We start from the raw sequence: 22,895 nt of genomic DNA, 5'->3' as shown, positions 1-22,895 counted from the left end.
CCTTTTTATGCGGATTTTTAGCCTATCTAAAAGTATGGTTACTTTTAGATAGGCTTTTTTGGTTACTAAAAATAGGAGGAGAAATTTATGTATGGATATAATGGAAAAGTATTAAGAGTAAATTTAAGTGAAAAGACTATTGAGGTAGAAAATTTAGATTTAAAATTAGCTAAAAAATATATAGGGGCTAGAGGTCTTGGTGTAAAAACTTTTATTGATGAAGTAGATCCTATGGTAGAACCATTAAGTTCTGAAAATAAGCTTATAATAGCTACAGGCCCATTAACAGCATCACCTATGCCTACAAGTGGAAGATATATGGTAGTAACAAAATCTCCACTTACAGGAACAATAGCTATATCAAACTCAGGTGGAAAGTGGGGAACTAAGCTTAAAAATGCAGGGTATGATATGTTAATAATAGAAGGTAAATCTGATGATAAAGTATATTTATATATAGAAGATGATAAAGTAGAGATAAAAGATGCTAGTGATTATTGGGGAATGGTATCTAGTGAAATAACTGAAAAATTATCTAAAAAGCATAATAAAGCTAATGTACTTTGCATAGGACCAGCAGGAGAAAATTTATCTCTTATATCAGCAATTATGAATGATGTAGATAGAGCTGCAGGTAGAGGTGGAGTAGGAGCTGTAATGGGTTTTAAAAATTTAAAAGCTATTGTTGTAAAAGGCAGCAAAAAGGTAAATGTAGCTAATGAAGAAATAGTTAAGAGGGTAAATGCTGAAAAGGTAAATATACTTAGAAATGATCCGGTTGCTGGAGGGGGGCTTCCAACTTATGGTACTGCAATTTTAGTTAATATAATAAATGAGAATGGAGTTCATCCAGTTAAAAACTTTCAAGAATCATACACTGATAAGGCGGATTTAATTAGTGGAGAGACAATGACTGAAAATACATTAGTTAAAAAACACGCTTGCTATAGATGTCCTATAGCTTGTGGTAGAGTAGTTAAACTTAAAAATGGTAAAGAGGTAGGAGGACCAGAGTATGAAACACTTTGGTCTTATGGGTCAGATTGTGATGTATATGATTTACATGCTATAAATGAAGCAAATATGCTTTGTAATGAATATGGATTAGATACTATATCAGCAGGAGCAACTATCGCAACGGCTATGGAGCTTTATCAAAGAGGATATATAAAAGACGAAGAAATCAAAGATGACAAACTATCCCTTAACTGGGGTGATGTTGAAGCTGTAGTTAAGTGGACTGAAAAAATGGCTAAAAGAGAAGGATTTGGAGATTTATTAGCAGATGGTGCATATAGATTGTGTGAAAAGTATGATGCAACTCAGTATTCTATGACTGTTAAAAAACAAGAATTACCAGCGTATGACCCAAGAGGAATACAAGGTCATGGTATAACTTATGCAGTTAATAATAGAGGGGGATGTCATATAAAAGGGTATATGATAAATCCAGAGATACTAGGAGTACCTGAAAAATTAGATAAACTAGAAGTAGAAGGTAAACCAGCTTATGCAAAGGTATTTCATGATTTGACTGCTGTTATAGACTCGCTAGGACTTTGTGTATTTACTACCTTTGGATTAGGACTTAATGATTATGTAGATATGTATAATGCAGTATGTGGAGAAATATATACACCTGAAACATTACTTCAAGCAGGCGATAGAATATGGACTTTAGAAAAAATATTTAATTTAAAAGCAGGAATAGATAGTAGTCAAGATACTTTACCAGATAGGCTAATATATGATCAAATTCCAAATGGACCAACTAAAGGTCATGTTCATAGGTTAGATGAACTACTTCCTGAATATTATGAAGTTAGGGGTTGGGATGAAAATGGGATACCATTAGATGAAACATTAAAAGCACTAGGTCTTGAAGAGTATATAGGAAATATATTTGCAAAAAATTAATATATAAATTTATTAAGGGGATAGCATGAAAATAGAGATAAGGTTATTTGCAACATTTAGAGAAGGAAGAGAGAAAAAACAAGTATTAGAAATTGCAGAGGATATGAATATAATTGATATACTAAAAATTTTAAATATAGACAAAGAAGAAGTATCCACACTTTTACTAAATGGTATGGATGGAGGATTTGATAGAAAACTTAAGGACGGGGATATTTTATCTATATTCCCGCCAGTTGGTGGTGGTTGATGAATAAAAGATATGAAAGAAATATAGGAACTTTAACTAAGGTTGAAAATGATAAATTAAAAAATTTTAAAATTTGTATAGTAGGATGCGGTGGCTTAGGTGGATATGTAATAGAAATGCTATCAAGGATAGGTATAGGTTATTTAAAATTAGTAGATGAAGATTCATTTGATATAAGCAATTTAAATAGGCAAATCTTGTGTAATGAAAATAATATTGGGAAAAATAAGGCTATAGAGGCTAAAGAAAGAATAAAATTAATTAATAATAATGTAAACATAGATATAGTTAGTGAGCATTTAGATAGTAATAACTGTGAAAAGATTATAAATAATTGTCATGTAGTTATAGATGCATTAGATAATATAAGCACTAGATTTATACTTCAAAGATATTGTGAAGCCTTAAATATACCACTAATTCATGGTGCTATAAGTGGGTGGTATGGTCAAGTTAGTACTATATATCCAGGAGATAATAATCTAGATTATATATATAAATATAAAAAAGAAACAGATAATAAATTAAGCAATCCTTCTTTTACCCCAGGTCTAGTGGCATCTATACAAGTTAGTGAAGCTATAAAGGTGTTACTTAATAAAGGTGAAATATTAAGAAACAAAGTACTTTTTATAGACTTATTATATGGAGAATATAATATTATAGAGATAGATAAAACATATTAGATTAAATATTTGTAAATATAAATATTAAAATTAAATAATGAAAAAGAAAATATCCTGTAAATTGAATTAAAAAATTTCATTTTATAGGATATTTTTATATAAAATATAAAAAAGTTTGACATAAAACTATTTTTTAGTATACAATTAGTTTGATGACAAACTATTTATAAATAATAAGCAATTATATTTAAATTAGTGATAATACTATAACATATGTATATAGTATAATTATATAAAACATCAAAAGGAGAAGTAAAATGGCAAATTTAGACCTTATATACAATCGTAAGAGTGTAAGAAAATTTAAAGATGAAGAAGTACCAAAAGAAGACATATTAAAAATGCTAGAAGCAGCAACAGAAGCCCCATCTCCAAAGCATCAACAAAACTGGCACTTTGTAGTACTTACTAACCGTGAAGTAATAAATGAAATGGCTGATATAGTAACTAAAAGCCATGAAAAAATAGGTGAATTAGCAAAAACTGAAAAAGATAGAAAAATACATATGAGTGTAATTAAATATTATACATGCTTTAAAAATGCTCCAGTAGTAATAATGGTATATGGATCAGAATATAAAATGATAGAATATAAAATATTAAAAGAAAATAACGCACCTCAAGAAGTGTTAGATGTTTTAGTATCTCCTCAATCAGCAGCTCAAGGAATAGGTGCAGCAGTTGAAAACTTCCTATTAGCAGCAACAGAAATGGGATATGGAACTTGCTATATGACAGGACCTACTCATGCAAAAACTGAAATAGAAAAGTTAATAGGATTTGATAAACCAGGATTTGAATTAATGTCTATGATATCTTTAGGTGTAGCTGAAGAAAATACACCTCCTAAGCCACCTCGTAAACCACTTGAAGAAGTAGTTACATTTATAGACTAATTAAAAAAGTGTCTCTTATAGAGGCACTTTTTATATATACTTATCATTTTCAATTTTAAAATTAGAACTAAGTTTTCTAAGTAATCTAAGAAATTCTTCTTTTTCTTCTTTTGTAAAGTCTTTATAAGCAGTTTCTTTAACTTGAGATGATATAAAGTTAAATTTATCTTCAATATTTTTTGCTTTTTGAGTCAAACTTATATAAGTAACGCGCTTATCCTTAGTACATTTTTCTTTTTTTACATATCCTAAATCTATAAGTTTATTTACTAAAGAAGTAACTGTTGACTTATCTTTACCAATTTTTTTTGAAATTTCTTTCATAGTGAGCTTTTTATCACTTTCATAAAGCGCAGTTAGTATATTGCCATGAGTTGGTATTAAGTCAGTTAAGTCATTTTCTTTTAATTTATTTTCTATGAATTTTATCATATTAGCTTTTGTTCTACTAATAAAATAAATGATGTATTTATCTTTCATTTTAATTCTCCAATCTAGAGGAAATTATACTAATCTCTATTTATATATAATATCATATTTACCCAAATTTTTTTATAAAACATAGAATTTAACAATAAATGGTCTAAAAAATGACAGAATATTTAATTTTAGAGTGATATAATTAACATTAGGGGGAGGGGGTAACTGATGAGAAAAATTCTATACATAAATTTAAAAAACAAAAAGGTGAAGTCAGTGCATCAGTATGACGAACACAAAATAAATTTAAATAATAATAATTTAGTATTTGAAGCTCCATCTTTAGCAGGTTATGGTGTAGTTGGACTTAACAAACTCAAGGTATATAATAAAAATTCTTTATCTCAAACAGGAGGTCATTTTGCACATTTTATGAAGTGTAATGGGTATGATTTTTTAGTGTTTGAAGGAGAAAGTGATACACCTATATATTTATATATAGATAAGGAAAGTGTAAAAATAAAAGAAGCAAGTCATTTATTAGATAAAGATTATGATAAAGTTGTTGAGTCTATAAAAGAAGAATTAAATACTAATGAATTAGAAATAGCATCAATAGGATTGGCATCAGTTAAAAAAATAGATTTCTCTAAAATAATATTTAGAAATGATAAATCCTGCGGAAAAAAGGGATTAGGAAAATTAATGGCAGATAAAAATATAAAAGCTATAGTGCTAAAGAAACAAGAAAATTTAATACCATATGATATATCAACCTTAAAAAAATATAATGATTCTATAGCTAAAAAAATAACTAATAAGTCAAATGCTAATTGGTATGATGAGAACAATACTTGCTACGGATGTTGCCTAAATTGTAAAAATACATCTTTGAGTAAAATAAAAAGGTACGGATTTAGTGAAAAAGAAGCAAGTGATATAAATAAAATATCAAACTTTTATGGATTAGACAGTGTAACATTAGCTAGAGGAATAGACACATATAAAAAGACTTTTGATACAGAGATAGTAGATTTAGAAAATTTTATTGAGGATATTATAAATAACTATTCATATTATAAGCCATTATTTATAAATGAAGGTAAATTTATTAAGAAAAATAAAACATTACAAGACTGTGAAAAGCTAGGTTTTTGCAAACTTTTAATGGAAAAAGATATTTTAAATGATAAAGATAAAAAAATACTAGCAAAATCAATACTTGGAGTTAGTATTGCTATTTAATGTTATTAAAAGGGGATAGTTATGAAATTATTTGATGTAACAACAGTAGATAAAGTATTAGAAATAATGAAAAATAAATTTAAAAAAGATATAATTTCTGAGAAAGTAAGTTTAATAGATGGCTTAAATAGATATATATCAGATGATATTAAATCAAATATAAATGTACCTCACTTTAGAAAATCATTAGTAGATGGATATTCAGTATTATTTAATGATGTATTTTTAGCTAGTGAATCAAATCCTGTATGCTTAAAAAAAATAGACGAAAGTTATATGGGAAAAATTTGTAATACTTTATTAGAAGAAGAAACTTGTGTGTATACTCCAACAGGTGCTATGGTACCAAAAAATTCACAGGGAGTTGTAATGATAGAATATTGTGAAGTGTTAAATGAAAAAGATATACTCATACAAAATTCTATATCATTTAATGAAAATATAGTAGAGGTCGGAGAAGACATAAAAGAAAATGAAGTATTATATGAAAAAGGACATCTTATAAATGAAAGAGATATTGGAGTATTAGCAGGAGCTAATATAAAAGAAGTAGATGTTTATGAAAAACTTACTGTTGGTATAATATCAACGGGAGATGAAATATTAGATATAAGTGAAGATATAAAAGAAGCTAAGATAAAAGATATAAATGCATACATACTATATGGTCAATTAAAAAACATAAATTTAAATCCTATCATATACCCATCAGCAAAAGATAATCTCAATGACATAATAAATTTAATCCAAAAAGCTCTCAATGAATGTGACATAATTTTAATATCGGGAGGAAGCTCTGTAGGTAAAAAAGACGAAACATTAAAAGCAATAGAAAGCTTTGAAAATAGTGAAGTCTTAGTAGAAGGTATAGCTATAAAACCAGGAAAGCCAACTATAATAGCAAGTATATGTAATAAATTGGTAATGGGACTTCCAGGTCATCCTTTATCTTGTGCCTTTGTAATAGAGGCAATATTTAAGAAATATATAAAAAGTTTATATAATATAGATAAGGAAGAATATACACTTTGTGAATTTACATACAACTATCATAAGGCTAAAGGACGAGAAGAATATTTAGGTGTAAATATAGAGAAAAAAGACAATAGGCTAGTATGTGTACCTATATTTTCAAAATCAAGTACTATAAAGCAGTTTGCAAAGTGTGATGGATATGTAAAAATCGATAGAGAATTAGAAGGTATAAAAAATGGAGATATAGTTAAAGTATATACTTTTTAAAGATTTAATCATAGTAAATATAGGGGGAAGGATATGAAGGGATATCTATCTAATATTTCATTAGAAGAAGGATTAAAAAAATATATTAATGAAATATTAAGTCTAAAAAAAATAGATACTAAATTTATAGATGTAGATAAATGTTTAAACAAAGTTACAAGTGATGCTGTTTTTGCAAAGTTATCATCTCCATTTTATAACTGTTCTGCAATGGATGGAGTAGCAGTAAAATCAAAACTTACATTTATGGCTAATGAACAAAATATAATAACTTTAAAAGAGGATAAAGAATATATAGAAGTAGATACAGGAGATCCTATACCTAAGGAATTTGATGCAGTTATAATGGTAGAGGATTTATTAGAGAAAAAGGATGGACAAATAAAAATTTATAAACCGGCAATTCCTTGGCAGCATATAAGATGCTTAGGGGAAGATATAGTTGAAACAGAGATGATAGTTCCAAGCTTTCATAAAATAAGACCTCAAGATATAGCATCTATGATAAGTGCAAAGGTAGATAAAGTAAAAGTATTTAAAGATTTTAAGGTAGGAATTATACCAACAGGAACAGAATTAATAGATAGATATAAAACACCTGAAATCGGAGATATTATAGAATTTAACTCTAAATTATTTGAAGGGCTTATACTAGAGTATGGAGCAACACCTGTTGTTTATCCAATAGTAGAAGATAATTATTATAAAATAAAGCAAAGTGTGCTATTAGCACTAAGTGAGTGCGATATGGTACTTATAAACGCAGGCTCATCACAAGGTAGAGAAGATTATACATATGACATAATAGAAGAATTAGGAAAAGTAGTGATACATGGAATAGCTATAAAACCTGGAAAACCTGCAATACTTGGATATGGTCAAAATAAACCTATAATAGGAATACCGGGATATCCTGTATCTGGATGGGTTGTAATGGAAAACATAGTAAAAGAAGTAATATCAAAACTTACACATAAAGAGATAGAAAAAAGGAATGTTATAAGGGCAAGACTTACAAAGAGAATAATGAGTTCATTAAAGTATAAAGAATTTGTAAGAGTTAAAGTAGGAAATATAAATAATGAATATGTCGCTACGCCTATAAAAAGAGGAGCGGGAACTGTAACTAGCTTAGTACATGCTGATGGAGTTATAACAATACCTCAAAATATAGAAGGAATAGAAGAAGGTAGCTATGTAGATGTACAACTATTGAATGATATAAGCAAAATAGAAAAAACAATAGTATCTATAGGAAGTCATGATATAGTTATGGATCTAATAAATAATGAGTTGACTAAAAAAACTGAAGGAAAATTTAAGCTTAGTTCAACTCATGTTGGTAGTTTTCAAGGAATATTGTCTATAAAAAAGGATGAATGCCATATAGCTCCGATACATTTATTTGATGTAGATAGTGAAACTTATAATAAATCTTATGTAAAGAAATATATAGATGAAGATGTATCTATAATAAAACTTGTAAATAGAACACAAGGTTTAATAGTTAAGAAAGGGAATCCGCTTAATATAAAAGGAATTAAAGATTTGGTTAATATACGATATATAAATAGACAAAAAGGTTCTGGAACTAGAGTGTTATTTGATTATTTACTAAAAAAAGAAAATATAAAAAAGAGTGATATAAAAGGATATGAAAGGGAAGAATTAACTCATATGTCACTAGCCAAAGCAATACAAAATGATGATTGTGATTGTGGATTAGGTGTATATTCAGCAGCTAAAGTATTTGATTTAGATTTTATACCTATATGTGAAGAAGAATATGACTTACTTATTAAAACTGAATACCTAGAACTTGAGTTTATAAAAAATCTACTCGAAGTAATAAAAGACAATAAATTTTTAAAAAATGTTAAAAGCTTAGGTGGATATAATACTAATAATACAGGTGAAATAATAAGTTTATAAAAAATAGGTAAAAAGCAATTAATTGCTTTTTACCTATTTTTTATTTTAAAGATTATATATTTATATTTTACTTTACATATTCATCTCCATTTATAACAATCGATCTGGTATTGTTATTATCAAGTATTGCATCAAAAGGTTGGCTATCTTTGCCATTTATGTGTATATCACCTTGAACATACACTCTATTTCCATTTTTATGCATAGAATTAGGGGATATATTATATTTGCTATTTATAGATAATACACTAACTATATCTTTTTCTAGAATTTTAGAATAAGTGTTGAATTCTTTATCAGAAACAGCAATATTAGTTTGTTTATTAATTGATAAAGGTCTTCCAGTTGGACCGATTTTACCTTTTAAAAGAGTTGAGTCTATAAAAAATATCAAACCAAAGAATAATATTATAGAAAGTATAATGAAAAATATTTTATTATTCTTGATAAAATTAACACTTTTTTCTTTTTTCTTTTTAAACCTAGGATAAGGAATGACTTTACCACAAACATTAGGCTTATCACTAGATTTTACATCGTTGTTTTTATCGTTATCTCTTTGCTTAAATGGAATGGTCTTGTTAACTGTAGTTTTCACATTCATCCCCCTTTTTTTTAATATTCCCTCAATATAATAGTAGTACTTGGAGAAGAAATAAACAATAAAATAAAGGCAAGATAATATTACAAACATGAATAGTTTTCCTCAAATTGTAACAATGATAATCCTTAAAATTCAAATATTTTTAAAAAATACATAAAGATTAGACAAAATATAGTATTTAAATAAATTATAAAAAACAGAACAAAATATACATAAAAAAATAAAAAATAATATTAATATCAAAAAATGTATATTTGCTATTGCTAAGAACGGTTGTTTGGGATATAATCTAAAATGTAAGAAAAGTAAAGGAACGATTGTTTTAAAATTAAAATATATAAATAATTTAAAAAATAGTAATATTTAAAAAAGTTTAAAAATATAATGAGATATAAAGATTTTAAAAAGGAGTGTTACTAAGGATGATAACTACTAGAAATATAAAGGAGATAACATTATCTAATTTAAAAAATGGGGAAGTAAGTTTAAGTGAGTTAAATGAATTGTATAATAGAACAGGATTTATATTTATAGGTAGTAAGGGAAGGTTTACAAAAATTCAAAAGGAAATTAAGCATTAAAAAATAACCTAGCTTAGCTGATAACATGTCTAAGCTAGGTTTTAATATTTTATAAATAAGTGTAATTAAGGAGGCTTTGGTATGAAAATGGTAACATATAATATACATAAGGCTAGTGATTTAAATAATAAAAACACTTTAAATAAGATAACTAAATACTTAAAGAGCAAAGAATTTGATGTTATTTGCCTACAAGAAGTTTTGTATCCACAGTTTGCGAAGTTAAAACAAAACTTAAATATGGATGGAGTATTTTGTGCAAATATTATAAATCAAAATATGATGTATGGTATATGCACTTTTTCAAAATATGAAATAGACGTACACGAACACGTGTTGCTAACTAGTAAAAAAGAACAAAGAGGATTTTTATATACAAACGTATTTTCTAAAAATGGAAAGTTTAATATTATAAATACCCACTTAGGATTAGATAAAAACGAAAGGTATATTCAGATAAATGAGATATTAAATTACTCAAATAAACTACCGAATAAGATTATAATATGCGGAGATTTAAATGAGAAAAATTTAAGTATAAATACGTATAATGATGTAGCTATTTATACAGGAAATTTCCAAAAAGGAACATTTATAAAAAATGATGCTAGAATAGATTATATATTCTCAGACAAACTAATAACTATAGATGATTATTATATAGATAAGATAGACTATTCAGATCATTATCCAATAATCTGTAAATTCAGATAAAATGTAACAATAAAGTTACACATTTTATTCTAATCTTGTTTGAAAAAATTTAATCAAATATAATTTAATTACAATTTAAAATGAGGTGGAGTAATGAGTAAAGAAAAAAAGTCATCTAGGTCTTATAGACTTAAAGAGAATAAAAGAAAGACATCTATTATATCTAGTATAGGGTTAATATTTATACTTGGAATTATGATTAATTATTTTAATAAAAATTGTATTTATAATGATAAAATAGCAAAAAACATATATATAGAAAATGTAGATGTATCTAATATGACAAAAGAAGAAGCTATTAAAGTTGTAGATGAAAATATATCACCACGTGACATAAATCTTTTGTATGAAGATAAATCATATAAGATATCTCCAAATGATATAGATCTAACTTATGATACAAAAAATGTAATTGATAAAGCTTATAACTATACTAAAACTGATAGTTACATAGAAAACATAAAACGATATTTATCACTTAGAAAAGATAAAAAAGAGTTCAATATAAATTCTAATTACAATGAGGCTAAGCTTAGTGAAAAAATACAAAATATATCAAAAGATATAAATGTTGATATGATTAATGCGAAAGTTTATATATCAAATTATGGAGGAATTAGTACATCACCATCAACAATTGGTAAAGAATTAGACATAGCAAACACTAAAGATGTAATATTAAATAATATAAAGAATAAAAACTATAGTGATATAAATTTAAAGATAAATATAAAAAAACCTCATGTTAAAACTGAAGATGCTAAAAGTGTAAATACTTTATTAGGAGAATTTACAACTAAGTTTTCTACATCTTTAACTGGGAGAGTACAAAATATAAGAGTAGCGGGAAATAAAAGTAGTGATGTACTTTTAATGCCTGGTGAAGAATACTCATATAATGAATATACAGGGGTGAGAAATAAGGCTAATGGATATAAGGATGCACCTGTTATTATAAATGGAAAGCTAGAAGATGGATTAGGTGGAGGCGTATGTCAAGTTTCTACTACTTTATATAATGCAGTTTTAGAATCTGGGCTTAAGCTAATTTCAATAACTAATCATTCCTTATTATCAACTTATGTTCCAATAGGTAGAGATGCTATGGTAAATGACGGTGGAACTGATTTTAGATTTAAAAATCAATATAACCATCCTGTATATGTGAAAACCGTAGTAGGAAATGGTACTTTAACTTGTAGGATATATGGAAATGATAGTGATAAAAAAAATATAGAAATATATGTAGAGGCATTTAAACAAAATGGTTTAGATGCATCAAAAACTTATAGAAAATATAAAGATTCAAATGGAAATGTAATAGATACAGAGTACATTCATAAAAGTGTATATAAAAAACCTAATAAATAAAAAAAGCCTATGTATTTTCATAGGCTTTTTTTTCATAAGTTAATATAAAATATCATATTATAGAAGGAATAGAAGTATATATGGTTGAAAATATTAAAACAGTTAAATTTTAATAGGGGGTAATACTTTGGTAAATATAATTATAAATGATACTAAAGTTAGTGTTAAAAAAGGAACCACAATTTTTAATGCTTGTAAAAGTATAGGAATAGAATTGCCGAACTTTTGCAATGATGAAAGATTAAACCCAAGCGGACTATGTAGAATGTGTGTAGTAGAGATTAAAGGAAGCAAAAATTTAGAAGTAGCTTGTGGAAAAATAGTAAAAGAAGGAATGGAAATATTAACAAATAGCAAGAAAGTACAAAGCGCAAGAAAAGAAATATTAGAACTTATGATATCAGACCATCCATTAGAGTGCACAACATGTGCAAGATCAGGTTCATGTAAATTACAAGACTATTCAAGTATATATCTAAATAATTTCAAACCTAAATATGACAACCAGCCTAAGAAATTGCCTATTGATGACAGTAATCCATTTTTTTATTATGACCCAAATAAATGTATTCTTTGTAAAAAATGCGTAAGAGTATGTGAAGAATTACAAGAAGTGAGTGCTATAAGTTCAGTTGATAGAGGTTATGAAACTGAAATTACTCCATTCTTTAGAGAAAATTTAAATGAATCAAGTTGTGTATCTTGTGGTAATTGTGTATCAATTTGTCCAGTAGGAGCACTAGTTCCTAAAAATGCAGATTTTTACAACACTAAAAAAGTGAAGACTACTTGTTCTTATTGTGGAGTGGGATGTCAATTAGAGTTACAAGTTAAAGATGATAAGGTAGTAGGATCTCAACCAGTATTTGGTGAAGTAAATGATGGACTACTGTGTGTTAAAGGTAAATTTGGATACAAATTTATAAATCATGAAGATAGACTTAAAAATCCACTAATAAAAGTTGGTGAAAAATTTGAAGAAGTTACTTGGGAGAAAGCATATGACTACATATTAGAAAACTTTAATAAAACGAAGAAAGTTTATGGTAGTGATGCTTTTGCAGGGCTATCTTCAGCAAGATGTAGTAATGAAGAAAACTATTTATTCCAAAAAATGATAAGAGGAGTAATGGGAACTAATAATGTAGACCATTGTGCTCGACTCTGACATTCCTCAACAGTTGCAGGTCTTGCAACTACATTAGGTAGTGGTGCTATGACAAATAGCATTGAAGAGGTAAGCAATTTAGAATCTATATTTGTAATAGGCTCTAATACAACAGAAAATCATCCTGTTATAGGAGCGAAAATAAAACAAGCAGTAAGTAAAGGAGCGAAATTAATCGTAGCAGACCCAAGAAAAATAGAGCTAGCTAAAAGAGCTGATGTATTTTTACAGATAAATCCTGGAACAAATGTAGCCTTATTAAACACTATGATGAATGTTATAATATCTGAAAATTTACAAGATGATGAATATATAAAAGAAAGAACTGAAAACTATGAAGCTTTAAAAGAATTAGTTAAAGATTATACACCTGAGGAAGGTGCTAGAATATGTGGAGTAGATAAAGATGATATTATAAAAGCTGCTAGAATATATGCAACTAATGACAGTGCAACATTTTACTCTATGGGTATAACTCAACATTCAACAGGAACCCAAAATGTAATGAGTATATCAAATTTAGCACTTTTATGCGGTAATTTAGGAAAAGAATATACTGGAGTAAATCCACTTAGAGGCCAAAACAATGTGCAAGGTGCATGTGATATGGGAGCTTTACCGAATGTATTTACAGGATATCAAAGTGTATTAAATGAAGATATTGTTAAAAAATTTGAAAATGCATGGGGAGTAAAATTGCCTAATAAGGTAGGTTTAACAGTTCCAGAGATAACTAATGCTATAGGACATGGCGATATAAGGTTTTTATATATAATGGGTGAAAATCCTATGATATCAGACCCAGATACAAATCATATAAAAAAGGCTCTAGAAAAACTAGATTTCTTGGTTGTACAAGATATATTCTTAACTGAAACAGCAGAACTTGCAGATGTAGTTTTACCTGCTGCATCTTTTGCAGAGAAAGATGGAACATTTACAAATACGGATAGAAGAGTTCAAAGAATAAGGGAAGCTATAAAGCCTGTATATAATTCAAAACCTGATTGGGTTATATTGATGGAGATCATGAATAAATTAGGATATGATAAAACCTATGAATCTCCAAAAGAAATAATGAAAGAGATTAGTGAATTAACACCATCATACGCTGGAATAACTTATGAAAGAATAGAAATGAAAGGATTACAGTGGCCATGTACCAACATTAATCATGAGGGCACTAAAATATTACATACAGATAAATTTGCAAAAGGTAAAGCAACATTTGTTCCTTGTGATTATACATTAAGTTTTGAAGGTTTAAGTGAAGAGTATCCATATACATTAGTTAATGGAAGGATATTATATCATTATCATACCAGAACAATGACAGGTAAGGTAGAGGGTCTTAATGAAAAGGCACCACATTCATATATAGAAGTAAATCCAATAACAGCCAATAAGCTAGGATTTAAAGAAAATGAAAAAATAAAGGTATCTTCAAAGCGTGGAGAAATAGAAACTTATGTAAGAATAACTGATATAGTTGATGAAGATGTATTTTTTATGCCTTTCCACTTTGCTGATGGAGCTGCAAATTATCTTACTAATACTACATTAGATAAGGTGAGTAAAGTACCAGATTTAAAGGTATGTGCTATAAAAGTAGAAAAAATAAGAAATAAAGAATTAGCACATGCTTAAAATATAGTAAATAAGGATATAAATTAATTTATATCCTTATTTTTAAAACACTACTTTAATATAAAGGTGATTAATATGGATAATCTAAATACAGCTATAATACTAGCTGGCGGAAAAAGTAGTAGAATGGGGTTTGATAAGCAATTTTTAGTAATCAATGAAAAGAGATTAATATTAGATATTGCTAAAAAGCTTAAAAAACACTTTAAAGAAATAATAATAGTGACTAATAAAAAAGAGTATTATAAAGATTTAGGGTACAAAGTTGTAGAGGATGAAATAAAGGGTATGGGACCATTGGCTGGAATAAGTGTAGGGCTTAAAAATAGCAGTAGTTTATATGCTTACATAATAGCTTGTGATATGCCTGTTTTAGATGATAATTATATAAAATACATTAAAGCAATGGTCAATAAAGACATAAAAGATAAAAAGGAATCTCATATTTATATATCTATATTAAATGATAAAATACAGCTTTTTCATGGTGCTTATAAAAAAAAATTAGGATATGAAATGAAAGATTATATATTAAACTCAAATAGAAAATCTATAATAAGCTTTTTTGAAAGAAATAATAAAAATGTGTATTATGTTAAAGAAGATGAATTTAAAAATAATAAATTTAATGAAAATATGTTTATAAACTTAAATACAAGAGAAGAACTAGATTCTTATAAAAAGGAAATATATAGCTATGGATGTGGTTAAAAAATATAAAATAAAAAGATACATAAATGGGGAATTAATAGAAGTTGATGATGATATAGTGGTAGAGTATTTATTTACTATATATATAAACGAATATGAATATATAACACTAATATGTACTCCAAGTTCATTACTACATTTAGCAGTAGGATTTTTGTATTCAGATGAGATAATAACTTCATATAATGATATTAATAGCATTAATGTATTTGAAAAAGAAGGATATGTAGATATAAAAATAGTTAATAAAAACAATATAAATAATAAGTTAAATGAAAAAAGAGCTATAACTAGTGGTTGTGGTAAAGGGAGTATATATTATAAGTCTTTAAAAAAGTTAAAAATAAAACTTGATGATACTTTAAATATAGATAAGTTAGATTATAAAAATATAAATAAGCTTATAAATAAATTTAATGAAAAATCAGAAGTATTTAAAAATACTGGTGGGGTACATAGTGTAGCTCTTAGTAATTTTAAAGAGATATTATTTTTTAAAGAAGACATAGGAAGACATAATGCATTAGACAAGGTAATAGGGAAGTGTTTAGTAGATAATATAGATATAAATAATAAATTAATACTTACAAGTGGAAGAATAACATCTGAAATAATATTAAAATGCTTTAATTTAAATTTAAAATATATAGTATCAAGATCAGCTATAACTGATATGGCTATGAAATTATCAAAAGAATTAGGTATTAAAGTAATAGGCTTTGCAAGGGGAGAAAAAATGAATATATATAATGATTAGTAACATTATTATATATGCTTTATTAATACCGTTTTTTGAAAAAATAAGTATATTGATATAATAAAGGTATTAATAAGATTTTAAATTTATTGACTTAAAAAATATATATAAAAATTATAACATTATTATAACTACAGTATATGGTATAAAAATATAAAAGGTAAACTTAAAATATTTGCTGAAAATACTAGAATAAAATTTTCTAGTATTTTTTATATTTTTATAAAAAAGTTAAAACTTTTTACTAAAACCCAGAGTCTAATAAATGTAATCAGAAATGAAAGTAAGAAGGGAGTAAAAAAGTGGATGAAGTAATACTAGCCGAAAAGGCAATAAAAGGTGATAAAGAAGCTTTTGAGAAATTGATAAATATATACTCAAAAAGACTATACAAGGAAATATATATAAGGTGTAAATATGAGGAAGATGCAAAGGAAATATTTCAAGAAACAGTATATAAAGCATACAAGAATATACAAAAATTAAAAGAGCCTAAGTATTTTAAAACTTGGATAAGTAAAATACTTATAAACACAACAAATGATTATTTAAGAAAAAATGGGATGATAGATTTAGGACATAATGAAAATTCATATACAAAAGAAGTTTTAATAGATGATAAGATTGAAACAAAAATAGATTTATACAATGCTATAGATGAATTAGAAGATAAATATAAAGATGCAATTATACTTAGATATATAGAAGATTTAAAGGTAGAAGAAATATCAAATATACTAGACCGTCCTATTAATACTATAAAAACTCATCTAAGAAAAGCAATAAAAGATATGAAAAGTATATTAAAGGAGGGCTATGGGAATGAGTAAAAAAAATAAAGTTGAAGATAATTTAATTGATATAGATATAGATATAAAAGACATAGATAAAGAAATTAATGATTTTTACATAGATAAAGAAAAAATAGAGTCAATTGAAGTTCCAAGTGACTTAAATATTTTAATAAAAAATGCCATAAATAATGCAGAAAAAGATATTAAGATAGAAAAAAGCAAAAGGAAATTTATGTATATAGCAGCAAGCCTAGGGATTATATTATCTGTTGGTATATATAACCCTGTGCTTGCACACAAGTTACCACCAGTTAAAAATTTCTTCCAAACTATAAATGACACTTTACAAGTAGATGAAATAGCATCTTTTATAGGAGTAGATAAATATATACCAAAAGCTAAGTTAGATGAAAATGGTAGTATAAAGTTTGAAGTAGTAGAAACTACAGAGTACAAGGTAAATAAAACAGATGAAGACTTAAATAAAGAACTTAAAATTTCAGATAAAGAAAAAAATGAAGATATAAAAGAGGAAGATAACGTACAAGTAAATAATTTATATATGCCAAATAGTGAATATCAAAGCATACAGTTTATACATGAAATGGCAAATAGTATTATAAAAGCTATAGATGATAGAAAGTATGGGATGGTAGAGATAACACCTGAAAGTGTAGATATAGCCATAACTTCTTTAGGATATATAAAAGATAATGGTGTTAAGGAATATCTAAATAGACAATTATTAAATTGGAAAAAAGGTGATTTTGATAATGCAGTAGAAGTTCATAACTATGTATGGAATATACTAGGAGGAGAGGTTGGAAAAGCAATAGCTATAAAGCATGATGAGGTAAATAAAATAAAATCTAAATATTTTAAATAGGGGGGATTTTTATGGGGGGATTAAAAAAAATACTTATATTATTAGGGGTAATTATTATGATTACATTATTGTTTGTAGGATGTAGCAATGAAAGTGAAGTAAAACAAATTATAGATAGTTTTACTAAGGATTTAAACGATAGAAAGTTTGATAAATTATATGAAAATATATCTATTAAATCCAAGAAGGAGATATCCTATGAAGAATTTACAAATAGATATGAAAAAATTTATGGCTCAATAAACGCAAGAGATATAAATATAAAAATAAAAGAGATTGATAAAGATTTAAAAATATTAGCATCTATGAGTATAAACACTATCGTAGGCAAATTAGATTATGATAATTTAAATATAAATTTAGTTAAGGAAGATGATAGATATAAAATACTATGGGATGAAAGTTTAATACTACCTAATATGAAAAAAGGAGATTTAGTAAGAGTAGAAACCAAAAAGGCCACTAGGGGAAAAATATTAGATAGAAACGACGAAGAACTAGCAATTGACTCTAATGTAAATTCAGTTTATATACATCCAGAAGTATTTAATAAAAACAAAATAGAAAATATAGACAAGGTAGCAACAATACTAGATATAAGCAAAGAATATATAGAAGATACAATAAAAGATAAGCCAAGTAGCCAGTTAGTACATTTATTAAATGTATCACCGTACGAAAATGATAGAATAAATAATTTGAAATTAATAGAAGGCATTAGTATAAAAGAAGAAGTGTCTAGAGTATATAAAAATAGTGAAGCTTTGGGAAATTTAATTGGATATATAGGAAATATAACAAAAGAAGAATTAGAAAAAAGTAAAGGATATTCACAGACTAGTAAGATTGGAAAAGCAGGATTAGAACAAATATATGAAGATAGACTAAGAGCAATTGATGGAGTAGAGGCTTATCTAAAAAGAGGAAATGAGAAAATAGAAATAGGCAAAGTAAATCAAAGAAATGGAGAAGATATAAAGTTATCTATAGACTCTAAACTTCAAGATAGTATATACAATGAATTAAAAGGAGATAAAGGAGCTTCTATAGCAATTAATCCTCTAAATGGAGAAGTATTAGCTATGGTAAGTTCTCCATCTTATAATTCTAATACACTGGTTACATACAAGACTAAAGAAATAGCTAATAAGTGGGAAAATCAAAATAATATACAGTTTGAAAATCGAGCTAATGATTCATACTCTCCAGGGTCAACTATAAAACTAATTACATCTAGTATTGGATTAGAAAGTGGAGTTATAAATCCTAACGAATACATGGATATAAAGGGGGAGAGTTGGCAAAAGGATAGTAGTTGGGGGAATTATAGCGTAACAAGAGTAAAAGATACAAAAAGACCTGTTAATGTATACGATGCAGTAAAATATTCTGATAATATATACTTTGCAGATAAGGCTATAAAATTAGGAGAAGAAGATTATATAAAAGGTCTTAAAAAATTTGGAATAGGAGAAAAAATTACTTTTGAATATCCTATGCAAAACTCTCAAATATCTAATAATGGGAAATTAGACAATGAAATTCTTTTAGGAGATACAGGATATGGTCAAGGGGAAATTTTAATGACACCACTAGATGTTGTACTTTCTTATAGTGCTTTAGTTAATAATGGAAATATAATGATACCAAGACTTGTTATAAGTGAAAACAAAGAAAGTAAAGTATATAAAAATGCTATAGATAAGAAATATATAGAAGAATTAAAAAAATGCTTTAAAGGTGCTATAAACGATGAAGATTCAACTGGATATCTTGCTAAAATAGAAGGTAAAAATATAATGGGGAAAACTGGAACTGCTGAAATTAAAAATAGTAAAGATGATAATAGCGGTATTAATAATGGATGGTTTGTTGCAGTAAATGAAGATGACCCCAAAATAGCTATATCTATGATAGTAGAGAATATAAATAAATCTACTAGTGAATATGTAGTACCTAAGGTTAAGAATATACTAAATTATTACTTAAACTAAAAGTATATATAAAATTAATTAGTTTTTTATATTAATAATTTAAACTAGATTAAGGAAAGATATTAATAATCAAAATATAAAATATTAATATGAGGGATTAGCTAATGATAAATATAATAAAAAGAGATGGAACAAAAGAGAGCTTTGATAAAAGTAAGATATATAATGCTATTTATAAATCAACTATAAATAGCAAGTTTGATGAAGATAAAGAGTTAGCTATAGATATAGCTAACAAGATAGAAAAAAGTTTAATTAATACAAATAAACCTATAAACGTAGAAGAAATACAAGATATGGTAGAGTTATATCTTATGGAATCAAATAGAAAAGATGTAGCTAAAAAGTACATATTATATAGAGAAAAAAGAGCAAATATAAGATATTCTAAGTGGAAAATGGAAGAGCTTCAAAAGTCTATATGGTCAAACAAATATCAATATAATAATGAAAGCTTTGATGAGTGGCTAGTAAGAGTATCTGGAGGAAATAAAAAAATAGAAAAGCTTATAAGAGAAAAGAAGTTTTTATTTGCAGGAAGAATACTTGCAAATAGAGGTCTTAATAAGCATGGTATAAAAGTAACCTACTCTAATTGTTATGTATTATCTAGACCAAAAGACAATATAGAGTCTATATTCGATACTGCAAAATATTTAGCTAGAACATTTAGTTATGGAGGAGGAGTAGGAATTGATATATCAAATTTAAGACCAAGAGGATCAAGGGTATATAATGCAGCAAAGACTACTACAGGGGCTGTATCATTTATGGATCTTTACTCTATGACAACAGGTCTTATAGGCCAAAGGGGAAGAAGAGGAGCTCTTATGATATCAATGGATGTTAATCATCCTGATATAGAAGAGTTTATAGATATAAAAACAAATTTAGAAAAAATTACTAAAGCAAATATATCAGTTAGAATAAATGATGAGTTTATGAGAGCTGTAGAAAATAAAGAAAAGTTTATTTGTAAATTTTTAGTAAAGGAAACTGATGAAGTTATAAATAAAGAAGTAGATGCATATAGTTTATTTATGAAACTCATACAAAATAATTGGGATTATGCAGAGCCAGGTATCTTATTTTGGGATAATATTAATAAAAATCACTTACTAAGTGAAGATAAAAATTTTAGATATGAAGGTGTAAATCCCTGTGCAGAAGAGCCATTACCAGCTGGAGGAAGCTGTTTACTAGGTTCTATAAATTTAGCTGAGTTTGTAGTTGAGCCATTTACAAAAAAAGCAGTTTTTGATTTTAATAAATTTAAGTCAACTGTACGTGATTGTGTTGTAGGATTAAATGAAGTGTTAGAAGAAGGTCTTAATCTTCATCCTCTAGATATACAAAAAGAGAGTGTAAAAAATTATAGACAAATAGGTTTAGGTGTTATGGGAATAGCGGATATGCTTATAAAGTTAAATTTAGTATATGGAAGTGAAAATTCTATAAACTTATGTGAAAAGTTATCAAAGATTATGTTAAATGAGGCCTTAAAGCAATCAGCAATTCTTTCAAGGGATTATGGAAGTTATGAAAAATATGATGAAGAAGTAGTTTTTAGTTCTAATTTCTTCAAAGAAAATGTTGATGATGATGTTAAGAATTTAATTAGGAAATATGGGCTTAGAAACTCTCAATTATTGACAATACCACCTACAGGCTCTATATCAACTATGCTTGGTATAAGTGGTGGTATAGAGCCAATATTTAACTTATCATACATAAGAAAAACAGAAAGCTTGCATGATGAGGATGTATATTACAAGGTATATACTCCTATAGTAAAAGAGTATATGGATGAATATAATATAGTAAATGAAAAAGATTTACCAAACATATTTGTAACCGCTATGAAGTTAAATCCAGAGGATAGAATAAAAATGCAAAACGCATGGCAAAAACATATAGATGCATCTATATCATCTACAATAAATCTATTTCATGAAGCTACTGTAGATGATGTGTACAATATTTATATGAGTGCTTGGAAAAATAATTTGAAAGGGATAACTATATACAGAGATGGTTGTAAGAGAAGTGGGATATTGGTTAATGAAAAGCCAAAAGATGATAAAAAAGAAAATTTATATGCAGATACAATAGAAAATGAAAAATTTATATGTCCAGAGTGTAAAAGTGAATCTATAATACCATCAGGTGGATGCGGGGTATGTTTGCAATGTGGGTATAGTAAGTGTAACTAATAAAAAGAAATTTTAGCAAATATATATAATTATAAAATAAATAACGAGGAGATATAGGGGGAGATTCCATGTTAAAATTTATTAAAGAAATAGTAGATGGGTTTATGCGTGGGCAAATGTTGGGATATAGCAGATGAAATATAAAAAAAGAGCTATCTTTATATAAAGATAGCTCTTTTTTTGTTGTATATTTATGTATTTCTGGTTAACTATTTTAAAGAGATGAAAGTATATATTTTACACTTTGAGACTTTAACATATCTCTTAACTTTTCTCTATGGCTTAGAAATTTAGAGTACAAGTCTTCTGAAGGTTTAGGATCACCATATACTCTCCAATATTTAGTGTTATGAAACTTATAACTACCATAACCCATAAATCCTACTACATCTTTAAGTGGATATCCTAAAAATATACCTATTTCATCTGGGAAATCATCTCCCTCTAATTTGTTTATCAAGTGATTAAGGTATAAATCTGTATCTAAATTAGATGGATAACCTAAATATTTTAAAAAGTTATGGATTTTTTTATTATTTAATTGAGTAGATAAGGAGTCTTTATTTATAAATAATAGTTTAAGTCCCTTTTCTTTTTTATCTATTATTATATAATTAATTTTTTTACATAATTTAAAGTGATTTTTTATATCGTTTATTTTATTATCTTTATTTTTATCAAAACTAGGTATACTAAGTATTTCACAAGGCTTAGAACCCATAAGTACAGGACCTAGTATTTCTAATAACCATTTTATATATGATGAATTTATATTAGTTTTACATGAATAACAGTTCAAAACTATCAACTCCTAATGAAAATTATTATCAATTAATTATATTATAGAATAAATGATAATCAATTTCA

General features: G+C 26.6%; 20 protein-coding genes. 17 read left to right on the top strand and 3 right to left on the bottom strand.

Going from position 1 to position 22,895, the window contains the following annotated elements; all coding sequences use genetic code 11:
• Positions 1–87 precede the first annotated feature (87 nt).
• The 4 genes from I2H23_RS10090 (at position 88) to I2H23_RS10075 (ending at position 3,749) form a co-directional block, all read left to right on the top strand.
• Positions 88–1,917, top strand: coding sequence for an aldehyde ferredoxin oxidoreductase family protein (locus I2H23_RS10090; RefSeq protein ID WP_166505624.1), 1,830 nt, complete (start codon positions 88–90; stop codon positions 1,915–1,917).
• Between the two features lie 25 nt (positions 1,918–1,942).
• A complete protein-coding gene (locus tag I2H23_RS10085; RefSeq protein ID WP_195581597.1) occupies positions 1,943–2,167 on the top strand; it encodes a MoaD/ThiS family protein in 225 nt (74 codons plus the stop codon).
• Entirely contained in the window at positions 2,167–2,853 is a 687-nt protein-coding gene (locus I2H23_RS10080) for a HesA/MoeB/ThiF family protein (protein ID WP_092925234.1), read from the top strand. Before I2H23_RS10085 ends, I2H23_RS10080 begins: the two co-directional genes overlap by 1 nt.
• Positions 2,854–3,110: 257 nt before the next feature.
• On the top strand, positions 3,111–3,749 hold the full coding sequence (locus tag I2H23_RS10075) for a nitroreductase family protein (RefSeq protein WP_092925236.1): 639 nt from the start codon (positions 3,111–3,113) through the stop codon (positions 3,747–3,749).
• A 30-nt stretch (positions 3,750–3,779) separates the two neighbouring features.
• Here I2H23_RS10075 and I2H23_RS10070 read toward each other — a convergent pair whose 3' ends face one another.
• A complete protein-coding gene (locus tag I2H23_RS10070) occupies positions 3,780–4,229 on the bottom strand; it encodes a MarR family winged helix-turn-helix transcriptional regulator (protein WP_092925238.1) in 450 nt (149 codons plus the stop codon).
• A gap of 168 nt (positions 4,230–4,397) precedes the next feature.
• On the opposite strand from I2H23_RS10070, the gene I2H23_RS10065 reads away from it, so the two are divergent.
• From I2H23_RS10065 to I2H23_RS10055, 3 genes are read left to right on the top strand one after another with little or no spacing between them, the layout of a single operon-like run.
• Entirely contained in the window at positions 4,398–5,414 is a 1,017-nt protein-coding gene (locus tag I2H23_RS10065) for an aldehyde ferredoxin oxidoreductase N-terminal domain-containing protein (protein ID WP_195581596.1), read from the top strand.
• A 21-nt stretch (positions 5,415–5,435) separates the two neighbouring features.
• Positions 5,436–6,656 carry a molybdopterin molybdotransferase MoeA gene (locus I2H23_RS10060; RefSeq protein ID WP_195238240.1) on the top strand — a complete coding sequence of 407 codons (1,221 nt, stop codon included), beginning with the start codon at positions 5,436–5,438 and terminating at the stop codon, positions 6,654–6,656.
• A gap of 33 nt (positions 6,657–6,689) precedes the next feature.
• Positions 6,690–8,588, top strand: a complete 1,899-nt coding sequence (locus I2H23_RS10055) for a molybdopterin biosynthesis protein (RefSeq protein ID WP_195581595.1) — start codon at positions 6,690–6,692, stop codon at positions 8,586–8,588.
• Positions 8,589–8,655: 67 nt separating this feature from the next.
• Here the strand turns inward: I2H23_RS10055 and I2H23_RS10050 are convergent, their stop codons facing one another.
• The gene (locus tag I2H23_RS10050) at positions 8,656–9,186 is read right to left on the bottom strand and encodes a hypothetical protein (RefSeq protein WP_195581594.1); all 531 of its coding nucleotides are present in this window, start codon (positions 9,184–9,186) and stop codon (positions 8,656–8,658) included.
• Positions 9,187–9,614: 428 nt separating this feature from the next.
• Between I2H23_RS10050 and I2H23_RS10045 the strand changes: the two genes are divergently transcribed.
• The 10 genes from I2H23_RS10045 (at position 9,615) to I2H23_RS10000 (ending at position 22,028) form a co-directional block, all read left to right on the top strand.
• Positions 9,615–9,773 (top strand): hypothetical protein, encoded by a 159-nt coding sequence (locus tag I2H23_RS10045; protein WP_092925248.1) that lies wholly within the window; start codon positions 9,615–9,617, stop codon positions 9,771–9,773.
• A gap of 81 nt (positions 9,774–9,854) precedes the next feature.
• Complete coding sequence (locus tag I2H23_RS10040) at positions 9,855–10,487, top strand: endonuclease/exonuclease/phosphatase family protein (protein WP_195238236.1); 633 nt, start codon at positions 9,855–9,857, stop codon at positions 10,485–10,487.
• 93 nt (positions 10,488–10,580) lie between these two features.
• Positions 10,581–11,858 (top strand): VanW family protein, encoded by a 1,278-nt coding sequence (locus tag I2H23_RS10035; protein WP_195581593.1) that lies wholly within the window; start codon positions 10,581–10,583, stop codon positions 11,856–11,858.
• Between the two features lie 127 nt (positions 11,859–11,985).
• Positions 11,986–14,673, top strand: a complete 2,688-nt coding sequence (gene fdhF / locus I2H23_RS10030; protein ID WP_195581592.1) for a formate dehydrogenase subunit alpha — start codon at positions 11,986–11,988, stop codon at positions 14,671–14,673.
• A 75-nt stretch (positions 14,674–14,748) separates the two neighbouring features.
• Complete coding sequence (locus I2H23_RS10025) at positions 14,749–15,384, top strand: molybdenum cofactor guanylyltransferase (protein WP_092925256.1); 636 nt, start codon at positions 14,749–14,751, stop codon at positions 15,382–15,384.
• Positions 15,371–16,141, top strand: a complete 771-nt coding sequence (gene fdhD / locus I2H23_RS10020; protein WP_092925258.1) for a formate dehydrogenase accessory sulfurtransferase FdhD — start codon at positions 15,371–15,373, stop codon at positions 16,139–16,141. The genes I2H23_RS10025 and fdhD overlap by 14 nt, the downstream gene beginning before the upstream one ends.
• A 302-nt stretch (positions 16,142–16,443) precedes the next feature.
• Positions 16,444–16,971 carry a sigma-70 family RNA polymerase sigma factor gene (locus I2H23_RS10015; RefSeq protein WP_092925260.1) on the top strand — a complete coding sequence of 176 codons (528 nt, stop codon included), beginning with the start codon at positions 16,444–16,446 and terminating at the stop codon, positions 16,969–16,971.
• Complete coding sequence (locus I2H23_RS10010) at positions 16,964–17,821, top strand: DUF6241 domain-containing protein (RefSeq protein ID WP_166505615.1); 858 nt, start codon at positions 16,964–16,966, stop codon at positions 17,819–17,821. The genes I2H23_RS10015 and I2H23_RS10010 overlap by 8 nt, the downstream gene beginning before the upstream one ends.
• An 11-nt stretch (positions 17,822–17,832) precedes the next feature.
• Entirely contained in the window at positions 17,833–19,815 is a 1,983-nt protein-coding gene (locus I2H23_RS10005) for a penicillin-binding transpeptidase domain-containing protein (protein WP_195581591.1), read from the top strand.
• Between the two features lie 104 nt (positions 19,816–19,919).
• Positions 19,920–22,028, top strand: a complete 2,109-nt coding sequence (locus tag I2H23_RS10000; RefSeq protein WP_166505613.1) for an adenosylcobalamin-dependent ribonucleoside-diphosphate reductase — start codon at positions 19,920–19,922, stop codon at positions 22,026–22,028.
• A 214-nt stretch (positions 22,029–22,242) separates the two neighbouring features.
• Here the strand turns inward: I2H23_RS10000 and I2H23_RS09995 are convergent, their stop codons facing one another.
• Positions 22,243–22,827: a DUF3793 family protein gene (locus tag I2H23_RS09995; RefSeq protein ID WP_240275750.1), complete on the bottom strand. Its 585-nt coding sequence runs from the start codon at positions 22,825–22,827 to the stop codon at positions 22,243–22,245.
• Positions 22,828–22,895 lie beyond the last annotated feature (68 nt).

The sequence above is a fragment of the Romboutsia sp. BSD2780061687b_171204_C1 genome (assembly GCF_015560225.1).
GTDB lineage: Bacteria > Bacillota > Clostridia > Peptostreptococcales > Peptostreptococcaceae > Romboutsia_C > Romboutsia_C hominis.
The sequence above is the reverse complement of the archived record's forward strand: the minus strand, read 5'-3'. Positions and strand labels throughout refer to the sequence as shown.